Source organism: Mesorhizobium sp. WSM4845 (assembly GCF_055811455.1).
Genome location: NZ_JBVVQA010000002.1, coordinates 187,625 through 199,786 on the forward strand (window position 1 = coordinate 187,625; position 12,162 = coordinate 199,786).

Annotated in this window: 14 protein-coding genes; 6 read left to right on the forward strand and 8 right to left on the reverse strand. The window is 62.2% G+C overall.

Annotated elements, in window-relative coordinates:
* Positions 1-51 precede the first annotated feature (51 nt).
* Positions 52-888, forward strand: coding sequence for a universal stress protein (locus tag AC0L2C_RS03140; RefSeq protein ID WP_473522670.1), 837 nt, complete (start codon positions 52-54; stop codon positions 886-888).
* Between the two features lie 147 nt (positions 889-1,035).
* The gene (locus AC0L2C_RS03145) at positions 1,036-1,389 is read left to right on the forward strand and encodes a hypothetical protein (RefSeq protein WP_473522671.1); all 354 of its coding nucleotides are present in this window, start codon (positions 1,036-1,038) and stop codon (positions 1,387-1,389) included.
* A gap of 146 nt (positions 1,390-1,535) precedes the next feature.
* On the opposite strand, the gene AC0L2C_RS03150 is transcribed toward AC0L2C_RS03145, so the two are convergent.
* From AC0L2C_RS03150 to AC0L2C_RS03170, 5 genes are all read right to left on the reverse strand, one after another.
* On the reverse strand, positions 1,536-2,771 hold the full coding sequence (locus AC0L2C_RS03150; protein ID WP_473522672.1) for an HlyD family secretion protein: 1,236 nt from the start codon (positions 2,769-2,771) through the stop codon (positions 1,536-1,538).
* Positions 2,768-3,322 carry a hypothetical protein gene (locus tag AC0L2C_RS03155; RefSeq protein WP_473522673.1) on the reverse strand — a complete coding sequence of 185 codons (555 nt, stop codon included), beginning with the start codon at positions 3,320-3,322 and terminating at the stop codon, positions 2,768-2,770. Before AC0L2C_RS03155 ends, AC0L2C_RS03150 begins: the two co-directional genes overlap by 4 nt.
* Positions 3,323-3,609: 287 nt before the next feature.
* A complete protein-coding gene (ccoS, locus tag AC0L2C_RS03160; RefSeq protein WP_123148495.1) occupies positions 3,610-3,876 on the reverse strand; it encodes a cbb3-type cytochrome oxidase assembly protein CcoS in 267 nt (88 codons plus the stop codon).
* Positions 3,873-5,036, reverse strand: a complete 1,164-nt coding sequence (locus AC0L2C_RS03165) for an HAD-IC family P-type ATPase (RefSeq protein WP_473522674.1) — start codon at positions 5,034-5,036, stop codon at positions 3,873-3,875. The genes ccoS and AC0L2C_RS03165 overlap by 4 nt, the downstream gene beginning before the upstream one ends.
* 37 nt (positions 5,037-5,073) lie before the next feature.
* Entirely contained in the window at positions 5,074-5,844 is a 771-nt protein-coding gene (locus AC0L2C_RS03170; protein ID WP_473522675.1) for a DUF2189 domain-containing protein, read from the reverse strand.
* 348 nt (positions 5,845-6,192) lie between these two features.
* On the opposite strand from AC0L2C_RS03170, the gene petA reads away from it, so the two are divergent.
* From petA to AC0L2C_RS03190, 4 genes are all read left to right on the forward strand, one after another.
* The gene (gene petA, locus AC0L2C_RS03175) at positions 6,193-6,753 is read left to right on the forward strand and encodes a ubiquinol-cytochrome c reductase iron-sulfur subunit (RefSeq protein ID WP_027151039.1); all 561 of its coding nucleotides are present in this window, start codon (positions 6,193-6,195) and stop codon (positions 6,751-6,753) included.
* Between the two features lie 17 nt (positions 6,754-6,770).
* Positions 6,771-8,075 carry a cytochrome b gene (locus AC0L2C_RS03180; protein WP_128177051.1) on the forward strand — a complete coding sequence of 435 codons (1,305 nt, stop codon included), beginning with the start codon at positions 6,771-6,773 and terminating at the stop codon, positions 8,073-8,075.
* A gap of 89 nt (positions 8,076-8,164) precedes the next feature.
* Entirely contained in the window at positions 8,165-9,037 is an 873-nt protein-coding gene (locus tag AC0L2C_RS03185) for a cytochrome c1 (protein WP_287137019.1), read from the forward strand.
* A gap of 228 nt (positions 9,038-9,265) precedes the next feature.
* Complete coding sequence (locus AC0L2C_RS03190; protein ID WP_419694439.1) at positions 9,266-9,811, forward strand: adenine phosphoribosyltransferase; 546 nt, start codon at positions 9,266-9,268, stop codon at positions 9,809-9,811.
* Positions 9,812-9,972: 161 nt separating this feature from the next.
* Here the strand turns inward: AC0L2C_RS03190 and AC0L2C_RS03195 are convergent, their stop codons facing one another.
* The 3 genes from AC0L2C_RS03195 to corA form a co-directional block, all read right to left on the reverse strand.
* A complete protein-coding gene (locus AC0L2C_RS03195) occupies positions 9,973-10,443 on the reverse strand; it encodes a MaoC family dehydratase (RefSeq protein WP_287260236.1) in 471 nt (156 codons plus the stop codon).
* A complete protein-coding gene (locus tag AC0L2C_RS03200; protein ID WP_128177047.1) occupies positions 10,440-10,937 on the reverse strand; it encodes a MaoC family dehydratase in 498 nt (165 codons plus the stop codon). The genes AC0L2C_RS03195 and AC0L2C_RS03200 overlap by 4 nt, the downstream gene beginning before the upstream one ends.
* A 127-nt stretch (positions 10,938-11,064) precedes the next feature.
* Positions 11,065-12,039, reverse strand: coding sequence for a magnesium/cobalt transporter CorA (gene corA, locus AC0L2C_RS03205; protein ID WP_287073469.1), 975 nt, complete (start codon positions 12,037-12,039; stop codon positions 11,065-11,067).
* Positions 12,040-12,162 lie beyond the last annotated feature (123 nt).

A 12,162-nucleotide genomic window follows, 5' to 3' on the forward strand; every position in this document is an offset into this window, starting at 1 on the left:
CCTTGGGACTAGACGGCTGTCGCGTACCCTGCATTCAGAAGGGGGCCCCTAGTGAAAACGATAGCCCTGCTGCCTGTTATCACCTATCCCGAACCCAACCCTGAAATGGTAGTGCCCAGGGCGGTCGCGATGGCGGCGGCGCTCGGTGCGCAACTGCATGCGTTGGCCATCAACGTAGAGATCCGAAACATCTCGAATGCGCTGTCGCGGAGGCTGGTCGACGTCCCCAAAATGACGCGGGAGGCCGAAGCGCTGTGCCGGGATCGCGGCGAAGCGTTTCTAGCAAAGGTTGTGCTGGAAGCGAAACGGGCAGGTGTCGACACAACCACCGGCGCGGTCGCGTCGAACGCTCCCTTGCTGAATGACACCGCTGCAATTCAAGCGCGTTACTATGATCTCGTTCTCTGCGCCTGGGAGGCGAACAACCCCACGAGCAGGACGACCGCGCAGGCCATTATCTTCGGGTCGGGAAGGCCGACGATCCTTCTGCCAGAGGTCGAGCCTGTCACGAAGCTGCACAGCGTTGCTATTGCCTGGGACGGCAGCCGTGTTGCGGCTCGCGCCGTGGCGGATGCACATCAGGTGTTGCGCCGCGCTTCCAAGATTACGGTGCTCACCGTGACGGGCGAGAAGTCCCTGCAGGAGACGGACGCCGCCCAACGCTTGGCTCAAGGGCTGAACCTACGCGGGCTGTCAGCCGAGGCCATGCCATTCGTATCCGAGGATTGCCCGGTCGAGGTGTCGCTTCAGGAGCGAGCGATCGAAATCGGCGCCGACCTGATGATCATGGGAGCGTTCGGTCACACCAGACTGAGGGATTTCGTGCTCGGTGGGGCCACGAAAGGCATCCTGTCGGACGTCCGGCTGCCGATAATGCTTTCGCATTGATCGTGTCGGTGATTTAACTGAGAGAAACGGAGCTATGGCGTATTGCCTTGTCGGGATCAAATGAATGAAGTTGAGTTGACGATCGCTATTGAGCAGGTGCGGTTGTCGGGGCTTAATTGCAACCGGGTGCTCAAGGGACGGTAATCAATGGAAAATATTTGCCGGAAGGCGCGTTGGCTGATTACAGGGGCAGCTTTCGCTGTCATTGCGCAATTGTCGCTTGCCTGCATGTATAGCCCTGAAGCACATGCCCAAGAGGGATCGTTCGAGGACTTTCCTTTATTGGTGCGTTGTGAATTAAGCGGCGTCGTTCGTGCTTACTACTTGTCCAAAATTGGTCCAGACGGGGTTGCCGTTTATATAACCCCAGACAATCAGGCCGGCACAATCACCATAACAGGCAAGGCCGAGCCAGTTGGCGGAGATTGGTCGGGAAGTTGCGCCGGAAAAACACTTGAGCAACTAAGGTCGGCAGGCCAAGCGTATGACTTGCCGCATTGATCCCTTGAGACGTCGTTGTTGCTCCGCGTTATGTCGGTTCAAATCCCGTTCCATTTAAGCACAAACGGCCATAGCGAGCTTAGATCGCACTACGGTGCACATGACGGTATTTCCTTTGGCCGCATGTTCGACGGCGCGTCGGTTCCTCAATGCCCGCCCGAAAAGACGAGTGTTTGCACCGGAAGAAGGAGCGCCTGGAATCTCAATATGATCGCATGCACCAGCCCGACCGTATCTATGACGTGCAGGAACAGCCAGTGCGCTGTGCCCAAATCTTCCTCGGCAAGTCGGTCGTGATTGTTGGTGTAGGCGTTGGCGATGCAACTGCTGCCTGGAGGCACGCCATCGAACCCTCCCGCGAACAGCGGCTCCAGAAAGACGGTGATCGTTCCGGGCCGGACCACCTGTTGGGCGTCGATCAACTGATCCGACGCCCGAACCTGACCGGTCGCGATGAGATCCTGAACCTCGGTGACCACCATCGGAATGATCGTCAGAGGCATCGAAATACAAGTCGCTTCGGCAACCATGCCGACCTTCATCACCTGGGCTTCGAGCTGGCTGAAGCCCCCTATAAGAGCCTTCCGTCCGGCTTCCGCCGGTATCAGAACGCCGGCGGGCCGCATAAAGGGATTGACGATGTCTCCCTTGCGCAGGGTGAATTGCTCCAAAGTGCCGGCGACCCCGGCGTAGACGACGGTCTTGTCCAGTTCGACCTGGGCCTGGGCAAGCGCCGCCTCGGCGCTCTTTTTCTGCGCCGGCAGCACGGACGAAATCTGTGATTCGACTGACTGCTTGCTCGCCACGATGGCGGAAACGGCGGCCTGCCGCCCTTCCACGATATTGGCGAGCCTTTCGATCTCGCGCTGCGCGACAGTGCTGGCGTTTCGTCGTTGAAGCTCGCTCTTGGTTTCGAATTCGTCCAGGGCCTGCTGATAGGCGCTCTGCGCTTCCTGAATGCGGGCGTCGGCCCCAACCAGTTCGGTCTTGGCCAATTCGAAACCAGCGTCTATCTCCGATATGCGCCGTCGCGCGGTCTCGAGCGCCGCTTCCTGCTCCGAGCTGTCAAGCCTGAAGATGCGCTGGCCAGCCTCGACCTTGTCCCTTATGCCCACATAGACTTCCTCGACGCGGCCGGAGCCTTCGGGGAGGATGGGAATGGTGCGAAAGAACGAAATCGCACTCGACGTCGACGGATGATAGTAGAGAATGAGCGTCAGCAGAATCACTGTCAGAGCTATGCACGCCGTTATTCCGTATCGCAGCTCATACCATACAGAATAGAGCGTGATCTCGTGACCAATCCTCTTTCCCTGTACGAAGCGGCGGACGAGAAAATCGGGCAGGACGGTCAGGACCGAACAAAGCAGAACCTCGATCATCGTTCATGACCTCCCACTGACACCGGCTGGCGCTGATGGCGGTCGGACGGCTCCGGCGCATGCGTCTTGGCGATTTCGTCGCGCGGGTCGCTTCGGGCTTTCTCCAAGGGGGTCGGAGGAGGTACAGCCTCCACTTTGACCGGCGTATAGTTGGCAAGCACCTCGGGAGCCGGCTCAAACGGCGCCTCCGCGGCGGGGGATCGAAACCGCCCCGTCGCCATCCTGGCGAGCGAGTCGGCCATGCTGGCCAGGGGCGTCCAGAAGTCGGGCACAGGAATCAGCGCCAGAAACAGCGCGGCAATCCAGAACGCATGGATGTGGGTGAACAACGCCAGCAGCGACAGCACCGCCACAAGCTGGAACTGGATCTGACTGCCGCCGTGGGACATGCGCTCCGGCAAGGAATGGAGCCAGAAGTACAAACTTCCAATCCCCATCACGGCCAGCACAAGGAAGATGACCGACCCCGTGAACAACACATCGGTCTCGCCGGGGGCCGTTATGAAAGGCGGAAGATGATGCGGCGCCGCCGAATGCATTGCCTCGGACATGCCTGCCACTCCCCAATTTCGCTCGTGCGAGGACGCCCGAGCACTAGGCGCAGCAACGCGCCCAAACTAAGGATACTCCGTCCGCATCCGAATGCAACTGAAGAGGCCAGCAGTCTCGGAGCCGCCGCCCTACGCAGGACAGCCATCTCGTTGCTGTAGCAATGCCAAGGCGACCGCCAGAAGGCTAACGACCAAGGCGGCGAGGCTTGGGACAAGCACGGCGGCTCCCGAGTAGAAAGCCAACGCCGCCACCCAGTCGTACGGCCTGTCACCAGCTTGAGACATTGTCAAACCCTTCCGTCCGTTCTGCTCCTTGAGAAAACGCCGTCGGCGGTCGGCGCCTTCCCGCCCTTGGGGCGAGCCTCATGAGCGGCCGCCTCGCTTTTCCATCCATACTGACGAAGGGGAACGTCCGCGGCGTCTGAAACCAGCACCCTTTCGGCGGCTCCGTCGAGATCTTCATATTGGCCGCTGCGCATCGACCACAGGAACGCCGCGAGACCCGCGACGCCCATGCCCAAGGCAATTGGAACAAGCCAGACGAGATAGTTCATGCCGCCTCCGCCAAGTCGAGCCTGCGAAGAGCCGGAGATCCTGCGGGCGGAGGCTTTCCCGGAAGGCGCAATGCGTTGCCGACCACGAGAATCGATGACGTCGACATGGCGACAGCGGCCATAAGGGGCGTATGGCCCATCACAGCGAGGGGCACGACCAGAACGTTGTAGGCGATGGCAAGGGCGAGGTTCTGCCGCACCAGCCGGGATGCGTTCCGGGCGACTCTTATGGCATGTGGTACGGCCTCCAGGCTCGTGCCCAGGAAGACAAGGTCGGCAGCATTCCGCCCGATGTCTGCCGCCGACGAGGGCGCCATTGAGACATGCGCGGTGGCGAGCGCGGGGGAATCGTTCAGCCCGTCTCCAACCATAAGGATGCGGCGGCCGGGCCGCGCCAGCTCCTCCAGACGCTCGACCTTGTCCTCGGGAAGCGCACCGTGGCGGATTTCCGAGATGCCCAACGCAGCCGCCACCCTGCAAGCCTCCTCCACTCGATCGCCGGACAGCACCTCTGTCGCCAACCCGAGGTCAGCTAGCTTTCGGATGGCACGCGTCGCGCCAGGACGGATTTCGTCGGCAATCGCAAATGAACCCGCAAGCTTTCCGTCTTTCGAAAGCCACGTGGCGGCTTCACCCGGAACGTTGGCCACGCTTGCGGAGACCCAATCCTTCCTTCCTAGCCTGTAAAACGCTTCGCCAACGCGCCCTTCGATCCCGTACCCGGCAACTTCGCGGAACCCTTCAATAGCCACTCTTGCGACTGTCATCGCGGCCACCGCGCGCCCCACCGGGTGCCTGGAAAAGGAGGCGAGTGCTGCGGCGGCCGCAACATCTTGCGGAGCTACCGTGTGCCGTTCGACGCGGGCGGCGCCCGTCGTGAGCGTGCCCGTCTTGTCGAAGACCACGGTGTCGGTCTCGGCAAGGCGCTCTAGCGCGCTACCATCCTTGAGGGTGACGCCGAGATCGAACAGCCGGCGCGCCGCCACGACCTGGACCATCGGCACGGCAAGGCCGAGCGCGCACGGGCAGGTGATGATGAGGACGGAAATCGCAATCGCTTGCGGTACCGAAAACTGGATCTGGAAAGCGCCATCCCCCATGTCGCGGCTGGCGAGCACGATTTCGCGCTCGGCAATCTCCCGCCCTGGCGCCAGCAGCAATGCGGCTTCGGCTCCCGGCGCGCAACAACTCATGGTCTCACCCTTCTGGACGTGCGACCGCCCTGTACGCATGCCAGGTTGCGTGCCCCAGCAGAGGAAAGATGACGATCATCCCGATAAGCCCTGTGACCACGCAGACTGCGAAGAGCAGGAGCACCAAGGCGCCCCAGGCCAGCATCGGCGGAAGGTTGTTCCACACCAGTTTCGCGCTGATAGCCATAGCCGTCAGCGCGTCCACGCGCCGGTCGAGCAGCATCGGCACTGCAAAGACGTTGATGGCGAAAGCGAAGGCCGCGAAGAGGCCTCCTATCGCCGTCCCGATAGCAATCATCGCCCACCCATATGCGGTGCCGAAGAGCACTTCGACTATGCGGTCGAATCCGGGAAAGGGCGTCACGCTGGAGAAGAGCGCCCAGAGGAGCACCGCCGCACGCGTCCACAGAAGCAGGAGCAAACACAGTAGTAGGCCCGTGAAGAAGACCTGTGCGCCGCCGGTGGGGCGCACCAGGAGCATCGAGGCGAGGCCGATGGCGCGTCCTTCCTCTATTGCCCGGCTCTTTTCATACGGGCCTAGCGCCAAAAAGGGGGCCACGATCATGAACCCGGCAAGCGCCGGAAACAGAATGTAGTCACGACCGAATCCGACAAGCGTCCAAACGAAGGCGACGGACCGGAGAAAGACGACAATCCCATAGGGCAGGCTCGGCGCGGGCCGGATCCAGAAATCCCGCCAGCCCGCAGAGAGCCAGCGGAGTCCCCTCGAAAAGCGGCAGTCCCCGGTCGAGGCGCCGGTCGCGCGTTTCGCCAATGCCCGAGGTCTCGCTGAGCAGCCAATACGACTTGTCGGTCTCGCTCATCTCACTCCTCCTCTCCTGTCGAGACAAACGCCGGCGCTGCTTCGCGGGTTGATTTCGCTCGTTTTCGCCGTGTTCGACATGTGCCCGTCGCCACGCCGTCCGCCGTCGAATTGCGTCCCCGCGACAATCTGCCCTTGTGCCTTCACCCGTCTGGACAAAAACGGGCTTCACGCATAAACCGAAGGCCAATTGCCGGAGGAATTCGCTAGCCTGTTCGCCATGCGCTGTCGGGTTGGCGTGAAAGAGCGGGGAACAAGCCTCGGCCACCGGCACGGAAGAGGCGAAAGGATCAGGCACCCGTGAGCGCAACCGACATCCAGGATCCCAACCGTCGTGATTTTCTCTACGTCGCCACGGGCATGGCCGCGGTGGTCGGCGCGGGTGCCGTCGCTTGGCCGTTCATCGACCAGATGCGCCCGGATGCCTCGACGCTGGCGCTGGCCTCGGTAGAGGTCGACGTCTCCTCGCTGACTCCGGGAACGTCGCTTGTCGTGAAATGGCGCGGCAAGCCGGTGGTGGTGCGCAATCGCACCGAACAAGAGATGAAGGACGGCGAGGCGGTCAATCTGGCCGAGCTCAAGGATCCGCTCGCTCGCAACGCCAATCTGCCGGCCGATGCGCCGGCGACCGACGCCAACCGCACCATGCCGGGCAAGGAGGCCTGGATGGTGATGGTCCAGGTCTGCACCCATCTCGGCTGCATTCCGCTCGGCCAGGAAGGCGAGTTCGGCGGCTGGTTCTGCCCGTGCCACGGTTCGACATACGATACCGCCGGCCGCGTCCGCGGCGGACCGGCGCCGGAGAACATGTCGGTGCCGGTATTCCAGTTCATTTCCGACACCAAGATCCGTATCGGCTGAGGCGAGGGGACATTTCGATGAGCGAGGGACACTCGACCTATACGCCCAAGACCGGTATCGGACGCTGGGTCGACGCCCGCATGCCGCTGCCGCGGCTGGTCTATGACAGCTTCGTCGCCTATCCGGTGCCGCGCAACCTCAATTATGCGTGGACCTTCGGCGGTATCCTGGCTCTCATGCTGGGGGCGCAGATGCTGACCGGCATCGTGCTGGCCATGCACTACGCGGCGGACAGCAGTCTCGCCTTCGATTCGGTCGAGAAGATCATGCGCGACGTGAATTCGGGCTGGCTGTTGCGCTATCTGCATTCGAACGGCGCGTCGTTCTTCTTCGTCGCCGTCTACATCCACATCTTCCGCGGCCTCTATTACGGCTCCTACAAGGCGCCGCGCGAGCTTCTGTGGATCCTCGGCTGCATCATCTATCTCCTGATGATGGCGACAGGCTTCATGGGCTATGTGCTGCCCTGGGGACAGATGTCGTTCTGGGGCGCGACCGTCATCACCGGCTTCTTCACCGCCATCCCGCTGGTCGGCGAATGGATCCAGCAGCTTCTGCTCGGCGGCTTCGCCGTCGACAACCCGACGCTGAACCGCTTCTTTTCACTGCACTATCTGCTGCCGTTCATGATCGCCGGCGTCGTCGTGCTGCATATATGGGCGCTGCATGTGGTCGGCCAGTCGAACCCGACCGGCATCGAGGTCAAATCGAAGACCGATACCGTCGCCTTCACCCCTTACGCGACCATCAAGGACGCGTTCGGGATGCTGGTGTTCCTGTTCATCTTCGCCTATTTCGTCTTCTACCTGCCGAACTTTCTCGGCCATCCGGACAACTACGTCGTCGCCGACCCGCTGAAGACGCCGGCCCACATCGTGCCGGAATGGTACTTCCTGCCGTTCTACGCGATCCTGCGCGCCATCACCTTCAATATCGGGCCGATCAACTCCAAGCTCGGTGGCGTGCTCGCGATGTTCGGCTCCATCGCCATGCTGTTCCTGGTGCCGTGGCTCGACACCTCGAAAGTGCGCTCGGCGGTCTACCGGCCCTGGTACAAGCTGTTCTTCTGGCTGTTCGTGATTGATGCCGTCCTGCTTGGTTGGCTGGGCTCGCAGCCGGCCGAGGGCAGCTATGTCTTCATGGCGCAGATGGCGACATTGTTCTACTTCGCCTTCTTCCTGGTCGTGCTGCCGGTGCTGGGCCTGGTCGAGAAGCCGCGGCGATTGCCGAACTCGATCACCGAGGCAGTTCTCGAGAAGAACAAGGCTGGCGGTGGCGGGCATCCGGCTCGCGCGACAGCCGCGCCGGAAACCAAGGGCTGAGCATGACCCCGAAAAGTGGAGACCGGTTTTCGGACAAGATCATGCTCGAGACGACGACAGCGCGCCAGAGAATCTCAAGGGGATTTGGTATGAAGACGATTCTCACCTCGCTGGCGCTGCTCGGCCTTGTGCTGGCAGGCACTGCGGCCGCGACCACCGGGGCGATCGCCCAGGAGGAGGCGCACAGCGAAGCCGCGCCGACGCATTTCCCGATACACCAACCGAAGGAGATGGACTGGAGCTTCGCCGGACCTTTCGGCACCTACGACAAGGCGCAGTTGCAGCGCGGGCTGAAGGTCTTCAAGGAAGTTTGCGCCACCTGCCATTCGATGAAATTGGTGGCGTTTCGCACGCTGGAAGATCTTGGCTATTCGGAAGCGCAGGTCAAGGCGCTGGCCGCCGAGTACACGATCAACGATGGTCCCAACGATGCCGGCGACATGTTCGAGCGTCCCGGCATACCGTCCGACCATTTCCCGGCGCCGTTCCCCAACGATCAGGCAGCAGCGGCCGCCAATGGCGGGGCTGCGCCGCCCGATATGTCGCTGCTGGCCAAGGCGCGCGGCGTCACACGCGGTTTTCCGCGTTTCGTCTTCGACATCTTCACGCAATACGCCCAAGGCGGTCCCGACTACATCCACTCGCTGCTGACCGGCTATGACGAGCAGCCGCCGGCGGGCATGGAGATACCGGAAGGCACCCACTACAATCCGTACTTCATAGCCGGCGTCTCGCTGAAGATGCCCAACCCGCTTTCCGACGATCAGGTGACCTATGACGACGGCTCGCCGCAGACGGTCGACCAGTATTCCCGCGACGTGTCGGCCTTCCTGATGTGGGCAGCCGAGCCGCATCTGGAAGCCCGCAAGAAGACCGGCTTTCGCGTGCTGGTTTTCCTGTTGCTGTTCGGTGCGCTGGTCTACTTGACCAAGCGCAAGGTGTGGGCCGGCGTGGCGCACTGAGCTACGGAAAACCACGAAATCGAAAAGGGCGTCGAAGGGGCGCCCTTTTTGCATGTTCTGAGGACTGCCTCCGAAGACGCCTCCGAAGGTAGCCGGCTCCAGTCCTTTGCCGGACAATTTTGTTCCAGGCGCCACATCGCGGTAGCCGTCGCCGGCCGCGCCGGGTTACGATCGGCCGAAATTCCCCCTCACGTCTTCAAGTCGGACGAACGCCCGGAGAGCCGCCCCATGAAACCTTCGCTCGAAGACACGCTGCTTGCCGCGATCCGCACCATTCCAGACTATCCGAAGCCGGGCATCCTGTTTCGCGACATCACCACGCTGCTAAGCAATGCGCGTACCTTCCGCCGCGCCATCGACGAGCTGGTGCATCCCTATGCCGGCCAGAAGGTCGACAAGATCGCCGGCATCGAGGCGCGCGGTTTCATCCTTGGCGGCGCCGTCGCCCACCAGCTCTCGGCCGGCTTCGTGCCGATCCGCAAGAAGGGCAAGCTGCCTTACGAGACGGTGCGCGTCGCCTACAGCCTCGAATACGGGCTGGACGAGATGGAGATGCACAGGGATGGCGTGTCTCCGGGTGAGAAGGTGATCCTCGTCGACGACCTGATCGCCACCGGCGGCACGGCAGAGGCAGCGGTCAAGCTGCTGCGGCAGATCGGCGCCGACATCCTCGCCGCCTGCTTCGTCATCGACCTGCCGGACCTCGGTGGTCGCGAGAAGCTCGAGGCGCTCGGCGTGCCGGTCAGGACGCTGATCGGGTTCGAAGGGCATTGAAGTGCTTTTTCCTTCTCCCCTTGTGGGAGAAGGTGGCCTCGCGAAGCGAGGTCGGACGAGGGGTGCTGCACGGAGTGCCGCAGTGCCAAGCTGGAGCACCCCTCATCCGTCTCGGCGCTACGCGCCGATCGACCTTCTCCCACAAGGGGAGAAGGAAGAAACTATTCCGCCTTCACCAGCACGGCGCTTTCGAACTCGATGACCTTGTCGCCGGTCGAATCGAAAGCTTCCGAGCGCAGCGTCAGCACTCGCCAGCCCGGCCGCGATGCGATGGGGCGGTGGGCAAGCGCGGTGCGGGTGAAGGTCACGGTTTCTCCGGCATAGACGGGTTTTAGCCATTTGAGGTTCTTGAAGCCGGGCGATGGCCCGAATTCGGGGGCGGGCCCAGCGCCGGCCCAGCTGATGCCTTCGGCCTCCACGCCGGTCTCGAGGTTCAGCTTCATCCAGGTTGCAGCTGTGTGCCAGCCGGAGGCGCACAGGCCGCCGAACACGCTGTTCTTCGCCGCCTCTTCGTCGAGATGGAATATCTGCGGATCGTATTTCCTGGCGAACGCCTTGATCGCCTCGGGCTCGAATCTATGCGACCCGAGGGTGACGGTGACGCCGATGCAGAAGAACTCGTCCAATGTCATGAGCGGCCCTGTGCGGCATCACGGGCGAGGAACATGACCGTGTTCTCGAGTTCGAAGACGCCTTCGCCACGCTGGTTGAAAAGCTCGCTGCGCAAAGTGACGAGACCGAGCTGCGGCTTGGACCTGGACAGACGCTTGGCAAGGACGGTGGTGCTGCCTTTCAAGATGTCGCCGGCCAGCACCGGCCTCTTCCACCGGACCTGGTCGACCCCGGGGGCGCCTTGCGAGGTCGAGTCCAGCAGGAAGGCGTCGCACAGCATGCGCATGAACATCGCGCAGGTGTGCCAGCCGGAGGCCGCCAGCCCGCCAAGGATGCTGGCCCTGCCCGCCGCCTCGTCGAGATGCATCGGCTGCGCATCGAACTCTTGCGCGAATTCAATGATCTCGGCCGCACTCACCAGTTTCGTGCCGAGGTCGAGCGAGGCGCCCTCGATGAAATCCTCATAGGCCCAGGTCTTTTCATGGGCCGAGGTCTTTGCGTTCTTTCCGGTCATGGTCTGGAATCCGGTTCAAGATTGTACGATCGCCACGGATCGTGGTTTCCCGGATGCAGGCGGGGCGGTCAAGTCATTTCTGGTGCGCCAGGCCATCACGCTCAACCCAATAGAAGCTCCGAAGCCTCTACAGCCAGCCGCGGCGGCGGAAATACCAGAAGGGCAGGATCGCCGAGAGGATCATCAAGCCGATGGCGAAAGGATAGCCGAAGTTCCAGGTCAGTTCGGGCATGACATTGAAATTCATGCCGTAGATCGAGGCGACCAGCGTCGGCGGCAGGAAGATGACCGCGGCGACGGAGAAGATCTTGATGATGGCGTTCTGCTCGATCGAGATCATGCCGAGCGTCGCGTCGAGCAGGAAGTTGATCTTCTGCGACAGGAAGGTGGCGTGGTCGGCGAGCGACAGCACATCGCGCGACAAGGTCTTGATGCGGGCGCGGATGTCCTTGCTCATCTTGGTCTGGGTCGAGGCGTGGGTGAGGAAGCCGGCGAGCCGCTGCAGCGAGATCAGGCTGTCGCGGATCGAGGAGGCGATGTCCTCCTTGCGGCCGATCGCCTTCAGCAATTCCTGAAAATCGCGATTGCGCTTCGACGCCTTGGTCGAGCTTGGCTGGAAGATGTCGCGCGAGATCGCCTCGATGTCGCGGCCGGCACGCTCCAGAATGTCGGCGAGGCGGTCGACGATCGCCTCCAGCAGACCGATCAGGATGGTGTCGCCGCTGGTGCAGCCGGTCGCCACCTTCTCGGCACGCTGCGGAAAGGTCTTGAAGGCCTTCGGTTCGTGGTAGCGCACGGTGATCAGCCTGTTGCCGGCCAGCACGAAGGTGACCGGCGACATCAGGGGATCGTCGGCCTCGGTCTGGGCCGGCAGAATGGCGGTCATGAAATAGGCGCCGTCCTCGACATAAAGGCGGCTCGAAATCTCGATCTCCTCCATCTCCTCGCGCGTCGGAATGGCAACACCGAGCCACGCCTCGATCGCCACTTCCTCTTCCTTTGTCGGGCTCACAAGATCGGCCCAGACGACCTGGTCGCTGTTTGCTAGGAGATCGTCGGCAAGGCGCAGGCGATCATTGTCGACGACGAATGCCTTGATCATCGCCGGGTCTCCCTTGCTGAGGCCAAAAGGATAGGTTGGAGCGGGCGCGTCGTTTAGGATTGCACGCGCTTTCGACGAAAGCAGGGCCGGTGCAGACGCCCCTTAGACCGGGCGTTGCGGGCA

Bases quoted from the DNA above. Each gene is read 5' to 3' on its own strand.
- AC0L2C_RS03145 (WP_473522671.1), top strand. From the start codon at position 1,036: ATGGAAAATATTTGCCGGAAGGCGCGTTGGCTGATTACAGGGGCAGCT.
- AC0L2C_RS03150 (WP_473522672.1), bottom strand. From the start codon at position 2,771: ATGATCGAGGTTCTGCTTTGTTCGGTCCTGACCGTCCTGCCCGATTTT.
- AC0L2C_RS03155 (WP_473522673.1), bottom strand. From the start codon at position 3,322: ATGTCCGAGGCAATGCATTCGGCGGCGCCGCATCATCTTCCGCCTTTC.
- ccoS (WP_123148495.1), bottom strand. From the start codon at position 3,876: ATGAACTATCTCGTCTGGCTTGTTCCAATTGCCTTGGGCATGGGCGTC.
- AC0L2C_RS03180 (WP_128177051.1), top strand. From the start codon at position 6,771: ATGAGCGAGGGACACTCGACCTATACGCCCAAGACCGGTATCGGACGC.
- AC0L2C_RS03185 (WP_287137019.1), top strand. From the start codon at position 8,165: ATGAAGACGATTCTCACCTCGCTGGCGCTGCTCGGCCTTGTGCTGGCA.
- AC0L2C_RS03190 (WP_419694439.1), top strand. From the start codon at position 9,266: ATGAAACCTTCGCTCGAAGACACGCTGCTTGCCGCGATCCGCACCATT.
- AC0L2C_RS03195 (WP_287260236.1), bottom strand. From the start codon at position 10,443: ATGACATTGGACGAGTTCTTCTGCATCGGCGTCACCGTCACCCTCGGG.
- AC0L2C_RS03200 (WP_128177047.1), bottom strand. From the start codon at position 10,937: ATGACCGGAAAGAACGCAAAGACCTCGGCCCATGAAAAGACCTGGGCC.
- corA (WP_287073469.1), bottom strand. From the start codon at position 12,039: ATGATCAAGGCATTCGTCGTCGACAATGATCGCCTGCGCCTTGCCGAC.